We start from the raw sequence: 24,315 nt of genomic DNA, 5'->3' as shown, positions 1-24,315 counted from the left end.
TGGTTATTTTTTCGGCGCTATGGCCGGCGTTATTGAACGGCGCTTCGCTCGGCCTTCCAGCTTTCCAGCAGGACCTGGTTAAGCGCGCTTAAGTACGCTTCGGCACTGGCTTTGATGATGTCGGTATCGACGGCTTTGCCGCTATGAATGACACCGTTATGGGAGATTTTGAGGTGGACCCGGCCGAGGGCTTCGTTGCCTTTGCTGATGCTGCTGATTTTGTATTCCAGAAGCTGGACGTCCAGCTTAACCACCTGATTGATAGCCTTGTACAGCGCGTCAATCGGACCGTCGCCGACGGCGCTGTCTTTAAAAATCTGATTGCCGCAGCGTATTTTGACACTGGCCGAGGGAAAAATATCGTTACTGACCACCTGCAGGGTTTGCAGCTCGTAGAGACTTTCGGCGCCAGCGTAGGGATTATCCTCCCGGGCCGCATAGTAGGCTTCGGCAATGTGATAAAGATCGTGGTTGTAGATTTCCTTTTTCATGTCGGCCAGTTCCAGGAACCGCGCGAAGAGCTGTTCAAAGTCGGCCTCTGACGGTTGACCGTGCAGGAAAGGGGCAATGGCGCTTTTAAAGGCGTGGCGGCCGGAACGGGCGGTGAGAATCAATTCCATGTTTTCGACTCCAACGTCCTCGGGACGCAGAATTTCATAAGTGCCGCGGTCCTTCAGAAGACCGTCCTGGTGAATGCCGGAGGAATGGGCAAAGGCATTGTCGCCGGTGACGGCTTTATTCACCTGGACCTCAAGGCCCATCAGATTGCTGACCAGGGTGGAGGTGGCTTTGATTTCCCTGGTGGCAATATTGGTGTAAGCACCGTAGTAATCGGCACGAAGCCTGATGCCGACAACCACTTCCTCCAGCGCCGCGTTGCCGGCCCGTTCGCCGATGCCGTTGAGGGTACATTCCACCTTATCGGCGCCGTTTTTCACCGCTGCCAATGTATTGGCAGTGGCCAGGCCGGTGTCGTTGTGGCAGTGCACGCTGAGCAGCACTTTGTCATTGGTGTTTTTCAGGCGGTAATTCAGCTTGCGGATGAGTTCGCCGAATTCTTCCGGCACGGCATAGCCCACCGTGTCAGGCACATTGATGATGGTGGCGCCTGCTTTGACTGCTGCCTCAATCGTCTGCCAAAGGTATTCAAAATCGGCACGGGTGGCGTCTTCGGTGGAATACTGGACTTCCGGCAGCAGTGTCTTGGCGTATTTGACCGCGTCGACGCCCATCTGCATAATGGCTTCCTTGGATTTGCGCAGTTTGGCCTGAATATGAGAGTCGGAGACGCCCAGCACAATGTGAATAAGCGGTTTCTGGGCTTCCTTGACACTTTCGTAGACTGCGTCAATGTCGGCCTTGACTGCCCGGGCCAGCGCCGTAATCACCGGACCGTCCACCACTTCTTTGGCAATGCGCCGGACGGCTTCGAAATCACCCTGCGAAGAGATCGGGAAACCGGCCTCGATAATATCAACCTTAAGCGTTTTTAGCTGCTGGGCAATCCGCAGCTTTTCCTGAAGATTCAGCTTGGCGCCAGGTACCTGTTCGCCGTCGCGCAAGGTAGTATCCAATACAACAATCTTTCTTCCCATAATTCTCATATCCCCCTTTTTTAAATAGCCTGTTTGGTTCCTGTATGGACTGTCGTTATCCGCTGCCGGCGGCGGACAACTAAAAAACCCCGTCTCTATATAGATAGAGACGGGGGTAAACTCGTGGTACCACTCTAATTGGTTCAATAAAGAACCCGCTTGTTCGACGGCCAACACCATCTATCCCTGTAACGGTGGAACTCCGGCACACCCTACCTAGTCATCGGGCTGCAGCTCACAGGCGAGTTCAAAGTCTGAAATGTACCGGATCGCACCAACCTCCGGCTCTCTGAAACCCTTTCACACTTCTACTATTCCCGTTCATCGCCATGGTATATTCTTGCTATGGCTTAAGTGTAATGGATGAGCGGCTGCCTGTCAATAGGCTTTTAAACGGGACTCCTGTCCGGTCAGATGGTAGCAGCGGAGTCGGCCAGTACATGACCGTCGATGCCGATGGTCACAAGGCGCAGCGGAATGGCTTTGCCGCAGGCTGCCACCGCCTCTTCTGCGGCCTGGGCCAGACCGCCGCAGCAGGGAACCTCCATACGCAGGAGGGTCAGGCTGCGGACCGAATGCAGCTGTAAGATAGCGGTCAGCTTGTCGGCGTAGGCTGCGTGATCCAGTTTGGGACAGCCGATCAGCGTGACCTTGCCGGTCATAAAATCGGCATGCAGGTTGGCGTAGGCGTAAGCGGTACAATCGGCGGCGACGAGCAGGTCGGCATCCGTAAAGTAGGGGGCCTGAACGGAAATCAACTGGAGCTGACAGGGCCACTGGCGCAAAGCCGAGGGAACCGGCTGACCGGCCGCCGGCGACGGACCGGCGGCAGATTCCGCCTGGAGCAGCCGGGAACGGCTGCCGGGACAGCCCGAAGCCGGTGGCAAGGAGTGGTTTTTGGCGGCCAAGTGTTTGTTAACCAGCTCTTCATCGAAGGGAACAGACTCCCGTTCTTCGATACGGATGGCCCCGGTGGGGCATTCCGGCAGGCAGGCCCCCAGACCGTCGCAATAGGCGTCGGAGATCAAACGGGCTTTGCCGTTAATCAGCCGCAGCGCTCCCTCATGGCAGGCGTCAATGCAGAGGCCGCAGCCGTTACAACGTGATTCTTCTATGTGAATAATTTTTCGCAGCATGATGATTCCTCCTGTTATACAGTGGTTCATTGATCAGGTAAACAAACCACCACTGTCGTTATTACCTTGATTGTAATATAATAAAAAGAAAAAGTCGGTAGCCATGGCTACCAACATGAGGGTATGAGAATGGATAAGCGTTGGGAAGTATTGGCCGGTTCGGCGCTGTTTCGTGCTGTGCCCGCCGCGGCGCTGCCGGATATGCTGGCCTTTTTACAGCCTGCGGTCCTCAGCTATGCCAAGGGGGCCTATGTGACGGCAGCCGGTGAGCCGATGGCAGGCATCGGTGTATTGATAACCGGGCAGGCCCAGGTGCTTAAAGAAACGGTGGCCGGGGACCGGGTGATCATGGCGGCGCTGTCGGCGGGAGATTTGTTTGGCGAAATGGCGGCCTTTTCCCGGGAGCGGCGCTGGCCGGCAACCGTGGTGGCGCAGAGCGACTGTGCCGTCGCCTTTTTGCCGCCGGAACGGCTGTTACAGGGCTGTGCGGTCGATGACCGGGCCGGCACGCAGCTTTTGCAAAACCTGTTGCTGATTATTTCGGAGCGGGCGTTGCTGTTGCACCGTAAGGTTGAGTATTTGTCCATGAGAAGCCTGCGAGCCAGGCTGACGGCCTATCTTCTGGAGCAGCAGCGCCATAGCGGCAAACTATCCTTTACGCTGCCCCATAACCGAGGCGAACTGGCTGATTTCCTTCAGGTGTCCCGTACCGCCCTGTCCCGTGAATTGGGCCGCATGCGCGACGAGGGGCTGCTGGAGTTTTACCGTTCCTCGGTCAAGCTTAAGAATCTGGCCGGCTTAAGGAACCCCTGATTTATTCACACCGCGCAGTCTAGTACCTCATCAACCCTAAACCTGTGAATACTGACGGCCTATTTTTCGCAAGCCTTCGTTGTCGTCGACTTACCTATGTTCGATAGGTGCGTCTCCTCCGCCTTGCCTTACGAAAAAATTCCCGTAAATTAATTTGCACTTTCAAAGTTGGTGAACCACTAACGGATCTTTTTCCGGCTGGCTACGTCAGCAAAACCTTGAAATAGGGGCCGCTATTCCTGCGGTTTACTTCCTTGCCAGCCGAAAAAATCTCTCACCAGGCTGGCAGGCTCATTAAATCAGCGGTTCCCTGAGGCCCGAATGAGCGTCAGGGACGCTTAGCAGGATGTGGCTCCCAAAAAGCGAATATATAAAGAATCATTTTTATATAGGAGTTGGCGGTACAGTAAGCTAACCTGGACCTTTAACCAGGACAAGGTACCGGTGTGTAATAGTATGAACTATGTAGCCATTGACTTTGAAACTGCTAACCGCAGCCGTTCCAGCGTCTGCAGTATGGCAGCCGTCACGGTGGAAGAGGGGCGGATTGTCCGGTCGGCCTATTCGCTGATCCGGCCGCCGGAGCTTAGATTTGACTATTGGAATACCCGGATTCACGGTATTACGGCGGCTGATGTGGCCGATAAAGCCACCTTTGCCGAGCTATGGGACCGGATCAGACCTCATTTGGATAATAAAATTGTCATCGCCCATAATGCCGCCTTTGACATAGGGGTGCTGCGCAGTATACTGGCGGTGTACAAGCTGCCCAAGCCGTCCTTTCGGTATGCCTGTACCGTGGAGATCGCCCAAAAGGCCTGGGCAGGACTGGATAATTATAAACTGTCCACGCTGGCCAGCCGGTTTTCCATTGACTTTGAGCATCATAATGCCCTGCACGATGCGCGGACCTGCGCCGTGCTGGCCTTGCGGGCCGGACAGGAAACGGCGGCGCAGGATTTCTTGCACCTGGCCGAACTATTGCAGGTTAAGGTCAGAGAATTTTAGTGGAATTGCTGCTGTGACATGAATACAGCCGTGGTTCAGGAGCGGCTGGTATCGCGTAACCTCTAAAACCATACATAGGCAGAAATATTCCGCCAGAATAGTATGGGATTAGTGGTTGCACGGTACTGGGTCCGCGTAACAGGCCGTTCGGGCGGCAGGCCGCCGGAATGGAAAAAAGGAGACAGTATGAAGTTATATATTGCCGAAAAGCCCAGTATGGGAGCGGAGATTGCCAAATGCCTGCCAGGGCCGTTGAGTCGCCGGGACGGTTATATCGTAACCGGCGACGGTGTGGTAACCTGGGGTTTTGGCCACATCCTGCGGCAGGCGGAACCCGATGAGTACGATGCCAAATATGAAAAATGGCGGATGGAGGATTTGCCGATCATCCCGGACGAATGGAAGCTGATTATTGCCGAATCGTCAAAAAAACAATTTGAGATTGTCCGGCGGCTGATTGACGAAGCTGCCGAGATTGTTCATGCCGGTGACCCCGACAGGGAGGGGCAGCTCCTAATTGACGAGGTGCTGGACTATGTGGATAACCGCAAGCCGGTTAAAAGGATTTTACTGCAGGCCCTGGATGAAAAAAGCATCCGCCAGGCCATCGGGCATTTGCGGGAAAATCAGGACTTTTTTAATCTGAAACAGTCGGCCCTGGCCCGTTCACGAGCCGACTGGCTGATTGGTATGAATGTGTCACGGGCTTATACGCTGGCCGCCCAGCAGGCCGGTCACCGCATCACGCTGCCGGTCGGCCGGGTGAAAACCCCGACGCTGGCCCTGGTGGTGCGCCGGGAACGGGAAATCGCCGATTTTAAGCAGGAGAACTATTTTACGGTGAAGGCTGATTTTGCCCATGCTAACGGCAACTTTACCGCCTATTGGAAACCGCGGGAGGGACAGGCCGGACTGGACAGCGAAGGGCGTCTGGCCGACAAGGCCGTTATGGAAGAGCTGCTGGCACGTCTGAAGGACAGCCAGGCCACGGCGGTCATTGCCACCTGCGAGACGACGGATAAACGGGAGCCCCAGCGGCTGCCGCTATCGCTGTCGGCCCTCCAGGTGCTGGCAGGCAAGCGCTACGGTTACAATCCGCAGCATGTGCTGGATACGGCACAGAAGCTGTATGAGAAAAAACTGACAAGTTATCCCCGTTCGGACTGTGACTATTTACCCGAATCCCAGCGGGACGATGCAGCGGCCATTCTGGCTAACCTGGCGGCGCTGGAGCAGGACGAACTGGCGGCGTGGTCGGCAAAGGCCGACCACTCCATCACGAGCCGGGCCTGGAACGATAAAAAAATCACCGCCCACCATGCCATTATTCCTACGGTGGAACGCTGTTCGTTCGCTAAACTGAGCGAGATGGAAAAACATATTTACTTTTTGGTTGCCCAGGCCTATGTGGCCCAGTTTTATCCTATCCATACCTACAGTCAGACCAAGGTGGATGTGGTCCATGAGCAGGAGATCTTCACGGCCGGCGGCCGCGTTGTCCGCGAGCTTGGCTGGAAGGAGCTGTATGCCGCTGAGCCGGATGATAAGAAGGACGAGGAAGAAGGCATTCTGCCGGCAATGACGGAGGGTGATGCCGCCACCTGTCTCAAGGTAACGGCTGATAAGAAAACCACCCGGCCGCCGCTGCGGTTTACGGCGGCTACGCTGCTGGCAGCCATGAAGGAAATTCATAAATACGTCAAGAACCCGGACCTGAAAAAGCAGCTCAAAGATGTCAGCGGCATTGGCACCGAGGCGACCCGGGCCACGATGATCAAGGAACTGGTGCAGCGCGGCTTTATCCGGGAGGAAGGCCGCAAGAAGTATCTGGTGCCTACCGAGCCTGCCTATCTTTTGATTGACGCGTTGCCCGATACCTTGACCTACCCTGATTCGACGGCCCACTGGGAAAGCCAGCTGCAATTGATGACCGACGGCGAGGCCAGCCTGGAGGAGTTTATCCGTCAGCAAATCGACTTTACCCGAGAAATTTGCCGGACGGCGCTGGCCGCTTCGCTGCCTGTGCAAGGGGAGCATCCCTGTCCCCAGTGCGGCAAGGGGGCGCTGCAGCTCAGGCAAGGCCGCAACGGTAAGTTCTGGGGCTGTTCGCGCTATCCGGTGTGCAAGGCTTCCTGTGATGATCTGGATGGGGTGCCGCAGCTGCCCAAATACCGCTGTCCGCGCTGTCAGCAGGGAGCCTTGCAGCTTAAGAACGGCCGGAACGGACCTTTTTGGGGTTGTACGGCCTTTCCGACCTGCCGGGCGACTTTTAACGACCAGGCCGGTGCGCCGGCTTTGCCGCCTGTCCCGGCGCAGCGGGGAGGGGCATCATGAAGCTTATCATTGACGCCGACGCCTGCCCCAAAGCCGCGCTGCAATGCTGTCTGGACCTGGGCCGGCAATACCAGTGCCCAGTCTGGACGGTGGCCAGTTTTAACCATCAGATTGTTTCCGATCACCATATTGTGGTCGGCAATGCGGCACAGGAGGCTGATGTAAAGATCGTCAACCTGACCGGTGCCGGCGATGTGGTGATCACTCAGGACTGGGGACTGGCCGCGATGATTTTAGGGAAACAGGCTTACTGCTTTAGTCCGTCAGGCCGTGAATATCTGCCGGAAACGATGGATTTTTTGCTGGAGGAACGGGAAATGAAGGCCCGGTTTCGCCGCGGCGGCGGCCGGACCAAAGGCCCCCGGCCGCGTACCGGTGAGGATGACCGGGCATTTGCCGCCACCCTGGAGCGGATTTTGCAAAGAAAAGGAAAAGGGTAGAAACGATGAATCTTTTATCAGTCGAAGAATTGGCGAAAAGCTATGGCGTGAGAATGCTGTTTGAACAGGTTACCTTTGGTGTGGATGAGGGCGATAAGATCGGGCTGATCGGTGTTAATGGCACGGGGAAATCCACCTTCTTAAAAACTATCGCCGGACGGGAACAGGCTGACAGCGGCCGGATTGTCAGGGGCGGCGGCATCCATTTGGAATACTTGCCGCAAAACCCTGACTTTGATGAAACAGCCACCGTTCTGGAGCAGGTGTTTAAGGGCGATTCACCGGTTATGCGGCTGCTGCGGGAGTATGAAGCGGCGCTGCTGGCCAGTCAGGAGCGGCCGGGCGATGCCGCGGCCGCCCAGCGGCTGATTGCCCTGTCGCAGCAAATGGACGCTCACCATGCGTGGCAACTGGAAAGCGAAGCCAAGAGTATTTTAACCAAGCTGGGTATCCAGGAGTTTACCGGTCTCGTCAGTACGCTGTCCGGTGGCCAGCGCAAACGGATTGCCCTGGCCGGGGCGCTGATCACACCAGCCGATGTGCTCATCCTGGATGAGCCGACCAACCATATCGACAACGCGACAGTGTCCTGGCTGGAGGAGTATCTGCAAAAGCGCAAAGGTGCACTGATCATGGTCACTCATGACCGGTATTTTCTTGACCGTGTGGCTAATCGGATTATTGAACTGGATAAAGGACGGCTGTACAGCTATAGCGGCAATTACAGCCTGTTTTTAGAGAAGAAAGCCGAACGGGAGGAACTGGCCGAAGCGTCCGAACGGAAACGGCAGAACCTGCTCCGGCAGGAACTGGCCTGGATCAGCCGGGGCGCCAGGGCGCGCAGTACCAAGCAGAAGGCCCGGATTGAACGGTTTGAAACCCTGCAGAACGACAAACCGGACGAGGCTGCCGGCAAGCTGGAAATCAGCGCCGTATCCAGCCGGCTGGGGCGGAAGATTATTGAGCTGCAGGAAGTAACCAAAGGCTTTGACGGGCGCACGTGTATCAGGGATTTCAGTTACATTGTCCTGAAACAGGACCGGGTGGGGATTGTCGGGCCTAACGGCAGCGGCAAGAGCACCCTGCTCAATATCATTGCCGGCCAATTGCTGCCTGACGCCGGCAGTGTGGACATCGGTCAAACCGTTAAAATCGGCTATTTTTCGCAGGAAGGCCGGGAGATGGATGAAAACCTGCGGGTGATTGACTACATCAAGGAAGCCGGGCATATTCTGCCGACAGCCGACGGCGGCCACATTACGGCAGCCCAGATGCTGGAGCGGTTTTTATTCCCACCGGCCCTGCAGTGGCTGCCTGTCGGCCGGTTGTCCGGCGGTGAACGGCGGCGTCTCTACCTGCTGCGGGTGCTGATGGAAGCGCCCAATGTCCTCTTGCTTGATGAACCGACCAACGATCTGGATATTCAGACGCTGACCGTCCTGGAAGATTACCTGGATGATTTTCCCGGTGCTGTGATCACCGTATCTCATGACCGGTATTTTCTGGACCGGGTGACGGATAAAATCTTCGCTTTCGAGGGAGAAGGCCGCATCAAACCCTATATCGGCGGTTACAGTGATTATGCCGCAGCGGCCCGCGAACAGGAGGAAATACCCAAGAACAAGCCGCCAGTGCCGGAGCCGGCCGCTGCGGTGAAGGACAGTGTACGGCCCCGCAAGCTGTCCTTTAAGGAGCAGCGGGAGTATGAGGAGATTGAAACGGTCATTGCCGGCGTGGAGGCGGAGTTGGCGCTCATCAACGGGCAGATAGCCGTCGGTGGCAGTGATTTCACCCGCCTGCAGGAGTTGGTGGCGTTGCAGGAGCAGACCAATGCCCGCTTAAGCGAACTCTTGGATCGGTGGACCTATTTAAATGAACTGGCGGAAGCGGTTCAGAAAAAGTAATAGGCTGCTGTCGCAAAATAATTTTGTTTATTTAAACAGTCCGTATGTGTGGAGAAAAAGCTTGTTGTCCCTTTGTCATTGCCACAAAGGGACCCAAAAGGCTAGGCCTGTCCTCCAAAATACTTAAGAAAAGACTTGGCTTGTGTCGAGTCCCTAAGGACGAAGACAGAAGCCTTAGTCGTTCTTACTTATGATCAGAAAGTCTATGCTTTCTGATCATGTGAAAAATTGCCAGCTTACTAAAATCCGTAAACTCGCTTCGCTCAAACAACTACCCAAAGGGCACAGGCGGATTTCTTAACGTAAGCTGGCAATTTTTCATCCTGCGGAATGTATTTTTCCGGAAAAGGCCAAACCGGAACCAAAAAAAATAAGGCCGTTGCGCTTTCTTAGCGCAACGGCCTCTTCAGCGTGGCCTGTCAGGCAGCCGTCTTGTTGTCGTGAGGGGCTGTTCCTTTTAGCTGCGAGAGCAGCATACCGCTCAGCATTAAGAGGCAGCCCCAAAGTTCCCGTACACCCAGGATTTCCTGGAGAAACAGATAACCGCCGATGGCGGCAAACACCGTTTCCAGGCTGAGAATGATGGAAGCGTGGGTTGGCGAGGCATATTTCTGGCCGATGATCTGCAGGGTGTAAGCAATGCCCACCGAGGCCAGACCACCGTACAGGATGGGAATGCCGGCCAGCCGGATGCCGTCAAGCGTGATGGTCTCTAAAGCCAGGGCGGCGGTCAGGCTTAAAACCGAACAGGTGGCGAACTGAACCGAAGCCAGCTTGAGACTGTCCACCTTATGGGAGAAGTGATCGATCAGGATAATGTGAGCCGTCCAGAAGAAAGCCCCGACCAGCTCCAGCAGGTCACCGTAAGACAGCGTGAGATTTTCCTTAACACACAGGAAAAACAGCCCGGTGACGGCCAGCAGCGAACTGAGCCAGGTAATGAGGCTGGTACGTTGCTTTAAAAAGATGCCGGCAATTGGCACCAGTACGGTATAAAGGCCGGTGATGAAGGCGGCCTTGCCTGCCGTGGTGTACAGCAGGCCCACCTGCTGCAGCGAAGCGCCGCAGAACAGGATGCAGCCGGCTGCCAGACCGACATAGGTGGTATTGGCAGTGGCCGCCGGTGCGGGCTTTTCGGTTTTCTTAAAATAGAGAATCAGCGGAATGAGTGAGGCGCTGCCCAACGCAAACCGTACGGCGGTAAAAGTAAAGGGACCAATGTGGTCCATGCCCACTTGCTGGGCCACAAAAGCAAAGCCCCAAATGGCGGAGGTTAAGAGCAGCAGCAGGTTGGCTTTGGTTCTTTTCATAATGGAACATTCCTATCCTAGGGTTTCCTCCGGCGAAAGACCGTATATCACCGGCCTTTTTTCCAGCAGACTTCGTTGTCGTCGGCTTACATATGTGCGATATGTGCGCTTCCTCCGCCTTGCCTGCTGAAAAAAATTCTCGGTGCCATACTCCATCATTCCGCCGGCGGAAGCACTATCGTTATTTTTTTGATTACCACATCTTCCAATGGTTTATCCTGGGCGCCGGTTTTGACTTTGCCAATGGCTTTCACCACATCCATGCCTTCCGTTACCCGGCCGAAGACGGCATGCTTATTGTCCAGCCAGGGCGTGGCATCGAGGGTGATGAAAAACTGCGAGCCTCCTGTGTTGGGACCACGGTTGGCCATGGAGAGAATGCCGGCCTTGTCATGCTTTAAGTCAGGGCTGAATTCATCGGGAATGGTGTAGCCGGGACCGCCGGTGCCATTACCGTTGGGATCACCGGACTGGATCATGAAGTTATCGATAACGCGGTGGAAAATCAGACCGTTATAGAAGCCCTTTTGCGCCAGGGTGGCAAAATTACCGGCCGTTTTGGGCGCTTTATCGTCAAACAGTTCAACCTTAAAGGTGCCCTTGGAGGTTTCAAAGACGGCAGTCCGGTTTTTGACATCGGCGCTTTGCGCCTGCTGCGTTTCCCGGGCCGGTTCAGCCGGTTTGGCCGGCGCCTGTTGGGAGCAGCCTAAGCCGGTTAATAGCACCAACAGCAGGCCGGTGCAAAGCACAGTACGAAACGAGGTGGTCATCGGATATCTTCTCCTTTGTTGTTCGCCATGGATGGACGGGATAGATCCGTGACAATCACAGGCGGAATGCGGTTTTTGTCAGTGCGGTTCTTGAAAAAGAACTCTGTTTCCTTAGAATAAAGCCAAGACGGCGGGTGTGTCAAGTCGAAGCGGGTCATCAGCCAGACGATGCGGGGTTTAAAAAATTATTTCTTGCCAAAACCGTACCGGAAAACGACGATAGGAAGGGAATAGGGTGAAGACTGGCGAAAAGGTATTCTTTGTAAATATAAAAGGAGAAACCAGGATATTATGAAGCCATTACATATTGAGCAAACCAGTTCTACGCCAGGGATTTTGTTTGAACAGGATCGGCATAGGCTGAAAATAATTGGACAATCTTATCCGGATAATGCGTTTGCCTTTTATGGGCCCGTTTTTCAGTGGCTGGACGAATATTTAGCGGGGTGTGAAAGTTCCATGCTGCTGGAGCTTTATTTCCAGATACCTTATATCAATGCCGGCAGTACCAAGTGCATCCTGCTGCTCTTGGAGAAGCTGGCGGCGGCGTATCGGTCAGGCAAGCAGGTTGTCGTCCAGTGGTATTATGACAGGGATAACGAAGTAGCGCAGGAATGTGCGGTGAAGTTTCAGGAAGATTTGGAACTGCCTTTCCGTCTGATTCCGCTGGAGGAAGACGTATGAGGTCAGAAGGTGAGAAGTATGAATACTACCAATAAGATCAATAAGGTAAGCTGGACGATAAAAGATGAAGAACTGTTTGGGAATGAGCAGCAGGTTTTGCTCCAGACGATGAGTGACTTGGTTGATCCCCGCTATGCGGACAATGCGCTCTTGCCCCGTTACCGTGAACTGGCCGAGAATTACCGGCGGCTGCTGCAAATGACCCGTAAAACGTTTCGGATCAGTGATACGCAGGGGAAATTTTTGCAGCAGTACCAGCATGATATGCAAAATTTGCTGGATCATGCCAACCAGGGTTTTTTGACTTTCGGAGCGGACTTACGGGTAAACCGGTATTACAGTGCGGAATGTCTCCGTATTTTTGGCGGTAAGATCAACGGTGCCGGTATTGTCGAGCTGCTGGACCCCGAGGGCGAGCAGGAAGAACTGGCGGAGTTGCTGAGTCAGGTGTTTCTGGTCGATGAAACTGAAGGGAATGAGCTGTTGCAGCAATTGCCACCGGTTTTTCATATCAACCGGAAAGTGGTCTATGTGGAATGCAAACAGATTTTACAGCCCTGTGACGGCATTAATCGCCAGGTGATCATGCTGGTATTGACCGATATCAGCGATAAGCAGAAAGCAGAAGAAAAAATCAGGTATCTCAGTTACCATGACAAACTGACTACTCTATATAACCGGGCTTATATTGAAATGATGCGCGCCGAACTGGAAAAGATGGAGTTTTCGCCGTTAAGTGTCATTCTGATAGATATGAACGGGCTTAAACTGGTAAATGACGTATTCGGTCATCACGAGGGCGACAGCCTGCTGATGGCGATGGCCGAGGTGTTGAAACAGTCCAGCCGTTCCACCGATATTATTGTCCGCTGGGGCGGCGATGAGTTCTTGATCTTACAGCCGCTCACAAGCAGTCAGGAATGCGAAGCGGTTTGCTGCAAAATCCGGACGGCCTGCCGGCAACGGGCGAACACCCCTATTCCATTGAGTGCCGCCATTGGCATGGCGACCAGGGAGGACGGCTTTGCTACCCTGGCCGAATTGTTCGGTATCGCGGAAAGCCGGATGTACAGCCATAAGCTGCTGGAAAGCCGGACAGTGCGGCGGGAAATCATCATGGGTATGGAAAATACCCTGCATACCCGTTGCTTTGAAGAAGCCGGGCACAGCGCCAGAGTGTGTCAGTTGGCCGCTGAGTTTGCCACGTATATCGGCCTGGATATGGACGGGCCGGATATGAAACCGCTGGTGCTGCTGTCGGCACTCCACGATATTGGCAAAGTGGCCATCCCCAGGGATATACTGGGGAAACAGACAACCTTGTCAACTGAGGAATGGGAACTGGTCAAAAGCCACAGCGATATCGGCTACCGAATGGCGCAGGCCATCGGGGAGGCGGTGTTGGCCGAGGTTATTTTGGCTCTTCATGAACGCTGGGATGGCAAGGGTTATCCTTATGGCATAAAGGGTGATAAAATTCCCCTGCTGGCCAGGTTGTTTTCGCTGATCGATGTATTTGACACCGTTACTCATGAACGTCCCTATGGCGCTGTTATGACCAGGGCGCAGGGCGTGGCTCATGTTGAAACAGGCAGCGGCGGCCAGTTTGATCCGCAGCTAACCGAGCAGTTTGTCCGCTTTATGCGGGAGAGGAAAAAAGTGATCTAGTACCGTATCAGCTCTAATCCTGTAGGATGATGACGAGCAGATTTCCCGTAGGGCAAAGGCCAAGGAAAGAGGTATACCGGAGTAGGCCGGTTGACAATAACGACACAGGACGGAGAAAACTCCTTGGGACAGGCTAAATGGAATGCTTATAGCTTATAATAAGGCGGGCTGGGCGCGCGAAAGCGGCGCGATCAGCCCGTTTTTATGTTTTTTCGGTTCGGATTAGCAACTGGATTGCCGGACGGTTGTGTTTTCCGGGAGAACACAGTGGGCGGCTGAAAAAATCAGATAATAGGCGCCGGATCGGCTGTGTATGCGGTATGTTTTTCTATGTCTGTCGCCAGTAGACAGGGATAACAGCGTTAAATAGGGTGATTGTGTACTTTACACAGAGGACATAGTTATGTATAATTTACTGAGTGTAAATAAGTTGGGAGAAAAAAGTAACGGAAGTGGAGTGAAGTAAGCATGAACCATCCTAATGCGGAGGAAGGAAACATTCAGCGGGGTCTTAAAAACCGTCATATTCAGATGATTGCGCTGGGCGGCGCCATCGGCACAGGCTTGTTTTACGGCTCGGCCTCAGTCATCAAGCTGGCGGGACCGGCCATTACGGTATCGTACTTAATCGGCGGCATCATTATTTTCTTTATCATGCGGGCCTTGGGTGAGATGTCGGTGGAACAGCCGGTATCGGGTTCCTTCAGTCAGTATGCCTACCAATACTGGGGTGAGCTGCCCGGGTTTATTGGTGGCTGGAATTACTGGTTCAACTATATTGTAGTCAGTATGGCGGAGCTTGCCGTTGTCGGCACTTATGTGAATTACTGGCTGCCGGATATCCCCATCTGGGTATCGGCGCTGGTCTGCCTGGTGGCAATTACCGCCATCAATCTCATTCATGTGAAAGCCTTCGGCGAGTTTGAGTTTTGGTTTGCCATTATCAAGGTGCTGGCTATTGTCGGCATGATTGTGTTTGGTGTAGCTATTATTGTTTTCGGCTTTGGCCACGGCGGCGTGCCGATTGGTCTGGGTAATCTCTGGCAGCATGGCGGCTTTTTGCCTAACGGTGTTTACGGCGTTATTTTATCGTTGGTCATGGCCATGTTTTCTTTTGGCGGCGTGGAACTGATCGGTATTACCGCCGGTGAAGCGGAAAACCCGAAGAAGTCCATCCCTCAGGCAATCAATCAGGTGGTTTGGCGGATTTTATTATTCTACGTCGGAGCGTTGACCGTTATTTTGGCTATTTTCCCCTGGAATGAAATGGGGACTCAAGGCAGCCCTTTTGTGCAAATCTTTACCCATGTGGGTATTCCGGCTGCAGCCCATTTGTTGAACGCAGTTGTGCTGACGGCTGCCCTGTCCACCTATAACAGTGCACTATACAGCAATGGCCGGATGTTGTACGGTCTGGCCCTGCAGGGAAATGCCCCGCGGCTGTTCGCCAAATTGAATACCTCCGGTGTTCCGGTAGCTGCCATTTTGGTATCGTCAGGCGTTACGCTGTTTGCCGTTTTACTCAGCTATATCGATCCGGACCGGGTGTTTTTGTATTTAATGGCTGTGGCGACTATCGCCATTATCATCAACTGGGCTATGATCCTGTTGGTACAGCTTAAATTCCGGCAGCAAAAAGAGGCCGAAAAAGTGGTACTGACCTACAAGCTGCCCTTGTATCCCTTTTCGTCCTATATCAGCCTGGCTTTTCTGGCCTCCATTTTAGTCATCATGGCTTTAATTCCCGATATGCGGTATTCGCTCTATATCGCACCGGCCTGGCTGCTTTGCCTGTACATCGGTTATCAGGTAAAGGCCAAACGGCAAAGTGAGCCTGTACGAAACTATTAAAAATAGCAATTTAGTGTACAAAGTCCGGAATTTGTTTTTATTTTTAGCACAAAAACGTAAAAGTCTCTTCCTAAAATACAGGTGATCAAGTATAATAAAAGTTAGTTTAATACGGTGATCAGATAGAGGTGCGGGGATTATGAAACTGCAGTGAGCTGGCTGGCGATAAACTGCAGGGGAGGAATACCCGCCGAAGCGGCCGTGCCCTGGCCAGGGCGGCTGCTGGGGTTGTATTGAATAAATACAACACTGTCATCCGGGTTTCCCACCATTGGATGAAGCGCTATCTCACAGAAAGTTTTACTGCGCTGGTTTATGCGGTAATCGTACGGTTGTGAGATGGCTCACGACCGTTTTTTTTTGTGTGTGAGCGGAAGGAATCGGTTATGGCGGGTAGGCTGCAGGTCATTAAGACTAGGAGGTATTATATGTATAAGCAGGAAGATATTTTGAAAGAGCTTTGCCCGGCCAAACCGGAACTAAAGCGGGAGATGAAATCGCGCCATTTGATGATGATTTCCATTGGCGGGACGATCGGCACCGGCTTGTTTTTAGGTTCGGGACAGACGATCAGCCAGGCCGGCCCGGCTGGTGCCATCATCGGATATTTGTTTGGCGGCTTTGTTATGTATATGGTGCTGCTCTGTCTGGCGGAGCTTTCGGTGGCTATGCCGGTTTCCGGCTCGTTTCAAAGCTATGCGTCCCAGTTTATTTCGCCTGGCGTAGGCTTTACCACCGGTTGGCTGTACTGGATTAACTGGGCGGTCTGCATTGCTGCCGATTTTACGGCGGCCGGAATTATCATGCATAACTGGTTTCCCCAGGTCGACACCTGGGTGTGGAGCGGCATTTTTGCACTGGGACTGGCTTTATTGAATGTTATTTCCGTCAAGGCCTACGGCGAGGCTGAGTTCTGGTTTGCCGGCATCAAGGTTGCCGCTATTGTGACTTTCATTGTTGCCGGAGCCGGCCTGATGTTCGGTTTTACCGGTCATGAAGGGGCTATTGGACTCAGCAATTTCAATACCGGCGGCGGTATTTTCCCCAATGGGTTTTCGGCGGTGTTTCTGACGATGATTGCCGTTTCCTACTCCTTTCAGGGAGCTGAACTGGTGGGCATTGCGGCAGGCGAATGCAAGGAACCGGGCAAAAACGTGCCCCGTGTCATTCGCGGCATTACCTACAGGATTATGATTTTCTACATTTTGGCGATGATTATTCTGGCCGGAACGATTCCCTGGCAGGAAGCCGGCGTATTGGAAAGTCCCTTTGCTCACGTGTTCGGACGCATTGGCATTCCCATCGCTCAGGATATTATGAGCTTTGTGGTGCTTACTTCGGCATTATCGGCCGGCAATTCCGCCCTTTACGCCTGTTCGCGGTTATTGTGGTCAATGGCCCAGGAAGGTCTGGCACCCCGCTTTCTTGGTCAACTGAACCGCAACGGTGTTCCTTTTTACGGCGTTATTGCTACGCTGATTCTGGCATGCCTGTCGCTGCTGACCAGTGAATATGCGGCAGACACCGTCTATCTGTGGCTAATGGCCAGTACCGGCCTGACCGGCTGCCTGATCTGGGTTATTATTGGCTGGTGCCAGATGAATTTCCGCAAGAAATTTCTGGCGGCAGGCGGTTCGGTGAAGGAACTGGTATTCCGGACGCCCTGCTATCCGCTGGTACCGATGCTGGCCATCGGGCTGAACATGGTCGTCATTATCAGTCTGTACTTCGACGAATCCCAGCGTATCGTGCTGTATACCGGCTTTCCATTGCTGGCAGCCATTTACCTGTTCCATGAAATTTTCCTGAAAAAAAGGGCTGCCGTAGCTCCCGCTGCGGAATAACAGGCCTTTTGCCGCAAAACGGTTGACGTGAAGCCGTTTATGGTATAGAATATAAAAATCATAAGATAGTTTCTAAAGGGGAGTAGCTCTTGGAAACAGAGTCAACATACTGGCGGTTTCCCGTCTGGCTCTGTTTGTTGGCTTACCGTCAATTAGCGAGACCTTTAGTATGGCCTAGTGTCATACTAAAGGTCTCGTTTTTTGTATGATCGGAAGGGACAGTCTTTCTGATCGGATAAATGGAGACTTAATTCAGACGGCGTTTGGACGCCGCCTGAGTTGTAGCCGAAATTATCCAGGGACTAACCCGCTCTAAGACTCCCGCTTGTAGAGCGGGAGTCTTAGAGCGGGTTAGTCATCGGATAAATAAGGACGAGAGCTTCGGTCGGACCGGAGACCAGTCCTGCTGATCACAGGAAAAGGGGAGATCGTAATGGCTTTTTTGACTTCGCTGGTCTTTGTTGTTCTGGCGGAAATGGGGGACAAGACTCAATTGCTGGCTATGGCGTTTGCCGCGAAATACCGCTGGCAGACCGTGTTGTGGGGGATTTTTGTGGCCACCCTGGTTAATCACCTGTTGGCGGTAGTGGTGGGCAGCTATTTGACGGAATTTATTCCGCTGCAATATGTGCAAATCGCGGCGGCGGCTTCATTCATTTTATTCGGCCTGTGGACCATCCGGGGCGATGAACTGTCCGGCGAGGATAAATCCTGCCGGTACAATCCCTTTTGGACAGTGGTGATCGCCTTTTTCCTGGCAGAAATGGGGGACAAAACCCAACTGGCGACAGTAGCCCTGGCGGCACAGTTCAACCACGCGCTGCCGGTTTGGCTGGGGACTACGACAGGCATGATGATTGCCGACGGGCTGGGCATCATGGTTGGCTGTGTAATGGGACAACGTATTCCCGAACGGGTAGTTAAGTGGTGTGCCGCTATGATTTTTTACTTATTCGGTCTGTTTGGTTTGTACCAGTCGCTGCCGGAACAGTTTCTTTCCTGGCCCGCGATAGCAGGCTGTATCGGCGTCCTGGTGATTCTGACCTATTTGGCTGCACGCATGGAGAAAAAGGTGGAACCTCCTTGCTGTATGCGGGAATCGTCCGGACGTTAAGGGGAAAGAAACTGATTGTAAAGTTTGAGGGAATAGTGAGGCAGGATAGGCGTGTTGGTTGCCACTATTCAACGCTTTGGTTTCCCTTATAAGAAAACGCAAGCTGTGCACCATACAGGTGCACAGGCTTGCGTTTCTTTGATTATGTATTCCGCCAGATCGTTTGCCAAACGCATAAAGCACGCTGCTGATTTCACGGTCACCGGCCTGTAGCGCGCTGGCTGTCGCTGCCTGGGTTGCTGCAATTTAGCGGCTGTCACGCTTTTATAACTTGGAGAAGCCTCATTCTTTCTTAACTTTTCTAACCGCAATAACTTGAATACGCCTGTAATCAGCTATCCATTGTCCGCTTTTCCAGATACTGTTTCTGCAAAGTCTTTCTGTTTCCAATAATATTTCTTCTTTTTCTTCATTTGAGAAATTCAGCAAATCACCCGCAAAAAATTGGCAAATCCAATTGTACAGTCCCTTTTCACCATCAGCGAGTGGTGTTGGCCTATCGTATTCAATGATGTGTTTTACTTCAAACCCAGCCTGTTCTAATAATAATTTATATTCTTCTTTTGAAGGAAAAAAGAACGGTGAACAATAAATATACCGTTTTTGCCCGGCTGCCTCCTCAAATGCAGTTTGAATTTGACTTATGTTATTTTTTGCTCCAAATTCACAAATCAACATCCCGTTATTTCCTAAAGAATTATGAATTGAATGCAACAACTTTTCCTGATTCTGGATCCAATGAAAAACTGCATTTGAAAAAACTGTATCAAATTCGTTTTTATAAGGCAGATTGGTTGCGTCTTGTACCTGAAAAATTAAGTGGGGATAATTGGATTTTGCCGCATCAATCATATCTTTTGATGAATCCGTTCCAATAACAGCTGCGCCATTTTTCGCCAGCTCATTTGTCAATATCCCTGTGCCGCATCCTACATCTAATATTTTTTGTCCTTTTTGCGTATTTACAAAATCAATCATCGCTTTACCATATTCAGCTACAAAAGAATGTTTATTATCATATAGATTACTATTCCATTTCATTTTTCTACCTCCCCAAATTATTTACTATAAATAGTACATAATACTCCGGATAAAGAATGGTAAGCATGATACTGGGCGTTGAAGGGCCGGTATTTTGCGTTGATTGTTATGAATATTTCAAAGGCTTGGTTTGTTAAAAAGAAATACCCTGCTATGGCAGGGCAGAGATAAGGTGACGAAATTTTTCTGAAGATTATTCGCCTGCTTCGTATTGGATTTCCCAGGACAGGGTGCCGGGGCGGCGGCTGTCCTTAAACAGTTTCCGTTCGTGCATACTGTAGCCGGTTACGGTGATTTCGACTGCCCGCCGGCCGGGCGGAAAGACCAGATTGGTAGTGCCGGGGGAAACGGTATCGGTCTGACCATTTTCCCAGACAATTTTAATCAGGGATTTTTCGGCATGTTCGCCGGTGGCCTGAAAACTTACAATGTGCAGGTTTTGGGCAAAGCGGCTGGCAATGGCCTGGGGAAAGGCGGCGCTCCCCTCAAACGGCACTGACTGGCCGTAGAGGACCCGCAAGGTCGGCAGCGGGGTAACAGTCATAATATTGGGAGTGGCGACCTGGGACGGCGTCGTTTCAACAGCAGGCGGCTGGACCGATGGTCCGGCGGTTTCCCGCTGCTGCAGCCCCCAAAGGCCTGAAACTAGTGCTAAAGTTAGCAGGGCACCGACAGCAAACGATTTTACATGGGGCAGCATAGTTCCTCCTCCGGAAAACAGCGGTGTGCCCAGGCTGCAGTTTACATCGCGTCTATGGCAGCAGGCTGATAGCTACACCGGTGAATTCTTTATGGTTTCAATCGGAATAAAAGTAGGAATGCTATTATCATAACGGAATTTGCCGAGAATCTCAAGTTAGGTAACCACTGATTAATTCACGCTGCGCGTCCTGACGGATCTTTTTCTGCCTGGCTGCGTCAGCAAAACCTTGAAATAGGGGCCGCTATTCCTGTGGTTTTACTTCCTTAACTGACGGAAAAATCTCTCGCCAGGCCGACAGGTTCATTTAATCAGCGGTTACCTAGTGTTCTGCCAACTTTGAAGCTGGAAGATGATGGCGAGATAAAATTTTGTCAGTCGAGGCGGAGGAAGGAGGCATTCGCCAGTATGCCGACTGACGACAACGACGGATGACGAAATTTTAACCGTCAGCAATTTCTGCTTTCAAGGTGGTAGAGCACTAATGGAAGTATATTCCTTCCTGCTGGTATCCTGTTGATAATAATATAACATATTCTGGAAAATAATAAAACGACTTTGCCGGTTTGCAACCGGCAGCAGGAATTTCCTGCCTGGTGGTAGAAAATCTTAGTAAGATTTACCGGTCAAGGTAGAAAATTACTGATTTATTCATGTTGGCGTTTCTTGCTTGCTGTGCCGGCACGGGTCTGGCCGTCCGACAAGCTGAAAATAGATTGAAAAGTCTGTATGGAGGTGTATTTGATCATGTCTGTTCATTCGTTAGCAGGTAAAAAAGCACCGAAAAGTTTGTTGGATAATATTCCCCGTTTAATCAGCGCGTATTATGTGAATCATCCCGATGCCGGCGACCCGGCCCAGCAGGTAGCCTTCGGCACATCGGGCCATCGCGGCAGCTCGCTTAAAGGTACGTTCAATGAGGACCATATTTATGCCATTACGCAGGCTATTTGCTGTTACCGGCGGGAAAAAAACATAACCGGGCCTTTGTTTATCGGCTTTGATACCCATGCATTGTCTGAGCCGGCCTTTATCTCGGCTATTGAGGTGCTGGCCGCCAATGGTGTGGAGACCAGAATGGCCAAGGACATGAACTATACGCCTACACCCGGCATTTCCCATGCTATTTTAACCTATAACCGGGGCCGCCGTGACGGCTTGGCCGATGGGGTTGTCATTACGCCGTCTCACAATCCGCCTGATAACGGCGGTATTAAGTATAACCCACCCGATGGTGGGCCGGCCGATACTTCCATTACCAAGTGGATTGCCGATAAGGCCAACGGCTTTTTGCAAAACGGCAACAAAGAGGTGAAACGCCTGCCCTATGAACGGGCCAAGCAGATGGAGTCGGTTCAAGAGCATGATTTTATTACACCTTATGTAAATGATTTGGCTCAGATTATCGATATGGAAGCCATCCGGGCTACCGGCCTGAAACTGGGGGCCGATGCTCTGGGCGGAGCGGGACTTGGCTATTGGGGACCTATTGCCGAACGGTACGGTCTGAATATTGATGTACTGAATGACTACCCGGACCCGACCTTTAGTTTTATGAATGTCGACAGTGACGGCAAAATCAGGATGGACTGCTCGTCGCCTTATGCCATGGCCGGGCTAATCGGACTAAAGAACAAATACGATCTGGCATTCGGCAATGATCCTGACTTTGACCGGCATGGTATTGTAACGCCCAGTGTGGGTTTGATGAACCCCAATCATTACCTGGCAGTGGCTATTTCGTATCTGTTCCAAAACCGCAGCGGCTGGCGGAAGGATGCTGCCATCGGCAAAACGCTGGTCAGCTCGTCGATGATTGACCGGGTGGCGGAGAGCTTAGGTCGTAAGCTATGCGAGGTGCCGGTCGGCTTCAAGTGGTTTGTTGCCGGTCTGGTAGATGGTTCGTTTGGCTTTGGCGGCGAGGAAAGCGCCGGCGCTTCCTTCCTGCGTAAGGACGGCACGGTTTGGACAACCGACAAGGACGGCATGATTCTTTGTCTGCTGGCCGCGGAAATTACGGCGAAAACCGGCCGGGACCCCGGTGAATATTATCGGAGTTTGACCGACAAGTTTGGTGAACCTGTATATGCCCGGGTTGATGCTCCGGCCAACACCGCCCAGAAGGCGGTATTAGCCAAGCTGTCGCCGGAACAGGTGAGAGCCGATCAACTGGCTGGTGAGACCATCACGGCCAAGTTGACCAAAGCCCCCAGCAATCAGGCTGCGATCGGCGGACTTAAGGTATGTACGGAAAACGGCTGGTTTGCGGCCCGTCCTTCCGGTACGGAAGATGTCTATAAAATTTATGCCGAAAGCTTTAAAGGAAAAGATCATCTGCGGGAAATACAGGACGAAGCCCGGCAGATTGTGGCCGATACTTTTGCGGCGGCCGGTGTATGATAAAAAATTCGGAATATTAAAGGAGGTGAACCTATTCTCCTCGCTGTCGTGAAAGATGAAATAAAAATAGAGAGAAATGTTTGTGACAGAATTATTTCATCTGACAGAAGAGAGATAGGGAGTTGTTGGACCCTGCGTCTATATTGTTAAATTTGTTTTTAGTTATGCTGCTTGTTATGCTGAATGGTTTTTTTGTTGCCGCGGAATTTGCCATGGTCAAGGTGCGGAGCACCCGGATTGAGACGCTGCTGCAGGCGGGAAATACGCGTGCCAGGTTTGCCAAGAATTTGATTGAACATCTGGACGCCTATTTATCCGCCTGCCAGCTCGGAATTACTCTGGCTTCTCTGGGGCTGGGCTGGATTGGTGAACCGGCTGTTGCCGGCTTGCTGGAACCGGTCATGCTGGGAGCCGGTTTTTCGCTCCAGGTGGTTCATACCGTAGCGTTTACGATTGCCTTTTCCATTATTACAGCCCTCCATATTGTGCTTGGTGAGCTGGCGCCTAAATCGCTGGCCATCCAAAAGGCGGAAGCCGTCACTTTATGGACATCGGTTCCCCTGATTGGTTTCTACCGGGTGATGTATCCCTTTATTTGGGTGTTGAATACGGTGGCCAATCAAATTCTTAAATTGGCGGGCATGGAAATGGCCAGTGAACACGAGGCCGCGCATACCGAGGAAGAAATCCGTATTCTTATGGAGGAAAGCCATAAGCAGGGTTATATAAACATGACGGAACTCACCTTTGTAGATAATATTTTTGAATTTGCCGAACGCAACGCCCGGGAAGTCATGATCCCGCGAACCGATATGGTTTGCCTCTATGCCCAGGACACCTTTGAGGAAAACCTGGAAACAGCCCTGGAGGAAAAGCTTACCCGTTACCCGGTGTGCGATCCGGATAAGGACACCATCATCGGGTTTGTTCATAGTAAGGATTTGCTGGCCGCCGTCGCCAGAGGAGAAAAACCGGCCATCCGGGAATTGGTCCGGGAGATTACGGCTATTCCTGAATTCATGCCGATTAGTGAACTTTTAAAACTGCTGCAGCGGACCCGGTCGCAGATTGCGCTGGTCGTTGATGAATATGGCGGCACAGCCGGTCTGGTTACCGTCGAGGATATCCTGGAGGAGATTGTCGGCGAAATTCAGGATGAATTTGATGAAGAACGATCGACGGTCGAACTGCGTGAAGACGGCAGTTATTCCGTGGACGGTAGGCTGCTGCTGGAAGAAGTCAATCATGTGCTGGACAGTAACCTGGCATCGGATGATGTGGATACCATTGGTGGCTGGGTGTATTCGCAGGTGGAAATGCCGCCACAGGTGGGCCAGACCCTTGTAGCTGAGCCTTACCAATTTATGATTGAAGAAGTTGATCACGTACGGATTAACCGGATACTTATCCGGAAGCTAGAGCAGCCGGACTTACCGGCCACCGACAAAGCGGTATAAAAACAGCCTGGTCCTTAACCGAGGATCAGGCTGTTTTTTATATTCCTGCCGATTCCTCAGGTAACCACTGATTAATTCACGCTACGCGTCCTGACGGAGCTTTTTCCGCCTGGCTGCGTCAGCAAAACCTTGAAATAGGGGCCGCTATTCCTGCGGTTTTACTTCCTTGCAGACAAAAGAATCTCTCGCCAGCCCGACAGGTTCATTTAATCAGTGGTTACCTAGCCCGGAAACCGGACGGGAATC

The 24,315-nt window shown here is 52.3% G+C and carries 18 protein-coding genes, 1 riboswitch and 1 other annotated feature; of the genes, 12 read left to right on the top strand and 6 right to left on the bottom strand.

What is annotated here, in order from left to right:
- Positions 1–29 precede the first annotated feature (29 nt).
- Positions 30–1,595 (bottom strand): 2-isopropylmalate synthase, encoded by a 1,566-nt coding sequence (locus BMW43_RS07935; protein WP_091745519.1) that lies wholly within the window; start codon positions 1,593–1,595, stop codon positions 30–32.
- A 102-nt stretch (positions 1,596–1,697) separates the two neighbouring features.
- Positions 1,698–1,929: a binding site (T-box leader), on the bottom strand.
- A 76-nt stretch (positions 1,930–2,005) separates the two neighbouring features.
- Complete coding sequence (locus tag BMW43_RS07930) at positions 2,006–2,731, bottom strand: ATP-binding protein (RefSeq protein WP_091745517.1); 726 nt, start codon at positions 2,729–2,731, stop codon at positions 2,006–2,008.
- Positions 2,732–2,860: 129 nt separating this feature from the next.
- On the opposite strand from BMW43_RS07930, the gene BMW43_RS07925 reads away from it, so the two are divergent.
- The 5 genes from BMW43_RS07925 (at position 2,861) to BMW43_RS07905 (ending at position 9,230) form a co-directional block, all read left to right on the top strand.
- Complete coding sequence (locus BMW43_RS07925; protein WP_177173505.1) at positions 2,861–3,544, top strand: Crp/Fnr family transcriptional regulator; 684 nt, start codon at positions 2,861–2,863, stop codon at positions 3,542–3,544.
- Between the two features lie 456 nt (positions 3,545–4,000).
- Positions 4,001–4,552, top strand: a complete 552-nt coding sequence (locus BMW43_RS07920) for a 3'-5' exonuclease (RefSeq protein WP_091745513.1) — start codon at positions 4,001–4,003, stop codon at positions 4,550–4,552.
- Between the two features lie 186 nt (positions 4,553–4,738).
- Complete coding sequence (locus BMW43_RS07915) at positions 4,739–6,886, top strand: DNA topoisomerase 3 (RefSeq protein WP_091745511.1); 2,148 nt, start codon at positions 4,739–4,741, stop codon at positions 6,884–6,886.
- Entirely contained in the window at positions 6,883–7,326 is a 444-nt protein-coding gene (locus BMW43_RS07910) for a YaiI/YqxD family protein (protein WP_091745509.1), read from the top strand. The genes BMW43_RS07915 and BMW43_RS07910 overlap by 4 nt, the downstream gene beginning before the upstream one ends.
- Positions 7,327–7,331: 5 nt before the next feature.
- Complete coding sequence (locus BMW43_RS07905; protein ID WP_091745507.1) at positions 7,332–9,230, top strand: ABC-F family ATP-binding cassette domain-containing protein; 1,899 nt, start codon at positions 7,332–7,334, stop codon at positions 9,228–9,230.
- Positions 9,231–9,649: 419 nt separating this feature from the next.
- Here the strand turns inward: BMW43_RS07905 and BMW43_RS07900 are convergent, their stop codons facing one another.
- A complete protein-coding gene (locus BMW43_RS07900) occupies positions 9,650–10,540 on the bottom strand; it encodes a DMT family transporter (protein ID WP_091745505.1) in 891 nt (296 codons plus the stop codon).
- Between the two features lie 155 nt (positions 10,541–10,695).
- Complete coding sequence (locus BMW43_RS07895; RefSeq protein WP_091745503.1) at positions 10,696–11,310, bottom strand: peptidylprolyl isomerase; 615 nt, start codon at positions 11,308–11,310, stop codon at positions 10,696–10,698.
- Between the two features lie 291 nt (positions 11,311–11,601).
- Here BMW43_RS07895 and BMW43_RS07890 point away from each other — a divergent pair, with 291 nt between their 5' ends.
- From BMW43_RS07890 to BMW43_RS07870, 5 genes are all read left to right on the top strand, one after another.
- Positions 11,602–11,994, top strand: coding sequence for a DUF1987 domain-containing protein (locus tag BMW43_RS07890; protein WP_091745501.1), 393 nt, complete (start codon positions 11,602–11,604; stop codon positions 11,992–11,994).
- An 18-nt stretch (positions 11,995–12,012) separates the two neighbouring features.
- Positions 12,013–13,662 (top strand): sensor domain-containing diguanylate cyclase/phosphohydrolase, encoded by a 1,650-nt coding sequence (locus tag BMW43_RS07885; RefSeq protein ID WP_091745499.1) that lies wholly within the window; start codon positions 12,013–12,015, stop codon positions 13,660–13,662.
- Between the two features lie 468 nt (positions 13,663–14,130).
- Positions 14,131–15,513, top strand: a complete 1,383-nt coding sequence (locus BMW43_RS07880; protein ID WP_091745497.1) for an amino acid permease — start codon at positions 14,131–14,133, stop codon at positions 15,511–15,513.
- Between the two features lie 115 nt (positions 15,514–15,628).
- Positions 15,629–15,807, top strand: a riboswitch (Lysine riboswitch).
- A 134-nt stretch (positions 15,808–15,941) separates the two neighbouring features.
- A complete protein-coding gene (locus BMW43_RS07875) occupies positions 15,942–17,357 on the top strand; it encodes an amino acid permease (RefSeq protein ID WP_091745495.1) in 1,416 nt (471 codons plus the stop codon).
- A 433-nt stretch (positions 17,358–17,790) separates the two neighbouring features.
- Positions 17,791–18,471 carry a TMEM165/GDT1 family protein gene (locus BMW43_RS07870; protein WP_091745493.1) on the top strand — a complete coding sequence of 227 codons (681 nt, stop codon included), beginning with the start codon at positions 17,791–17,793 and terminating at the stop codon, positions 18,469–18,471.
- A gap of 282 nt (positions 18,472–18,753) precedes the next feature.
- Here BMW43_RS07870 and BMW43_RS07865 read toward each other — a convergent pair whose 3' ends face one another.
- Both BMW43_RS07865 and BMW43_RS07860 read right to left on the bottom strand, forming a co-directional pair.
- Entirely contained in the window at positions 18,754–19,512 is a 759-nt protein-coding gene (locus BMW43_RS07865; protein ID WP_091745491.1) for a class I SAM-dependent methyltransferase, read from the bottom strand.
- A 193-nt stretch (positions 19,513–19,705) separates the two neighbouring features.
- Positions 19,706–20,212 carry a hypothetical protein gene (locus BMW43_RS07860; RefSeq protein WP_091745489.1) on the bottom strand — a complete coding sequence of 169 codons (507 nt, stop codon included), beginning with the start codon at positions 20,210–20,212 and terminating at the stop codon, positions 19,706–19,708.
- A 747-nt stretch (positions 20,213–20,959) separates the two neighbouring features.
- On the opposite strand from BMW43_RS07860, the gene pgm reads away from it, so the two are divergent.
- Positions 20,960–22,612, top strand: coding sequence for a phosphoglucomutase (alpha-D-glucose-1,6-bisphosphate-dependent) (pgm, locus tag BMW43_RS07855; RefSeq protein WP_091745488.1), 1,653 nt, complete (start codon positions 20,960–20,962; stop codon positions 22,610–22,612).
- 125 nt (positions 22,613–22,737) lie between these two features.
- Positions 22,738–24,069, top strand: coding sequence for a hemolysin family protein (locus BMW43_RS07850; protein WP_245732268.1), 1,332 nt, complete (start codon positions 22,738–22,740; stop codon positions 24,067–24,069).
- Positions 24,070–24,315 lie beyond the last annotated feature (246 nt).

Source organism: Propionispora vibrioides, assembly GCF_900110485.1.
In the GTDB taxonomy this organism is placed as follows: Bacteria; Bacillota; Negativicutes; order Propionisporales; family Propionisporaceae; genus Propionispora; species Propionispora vibrioides.
This window is presented reverse-complemented; position numbering and strand designations above follow the sequence as displayed.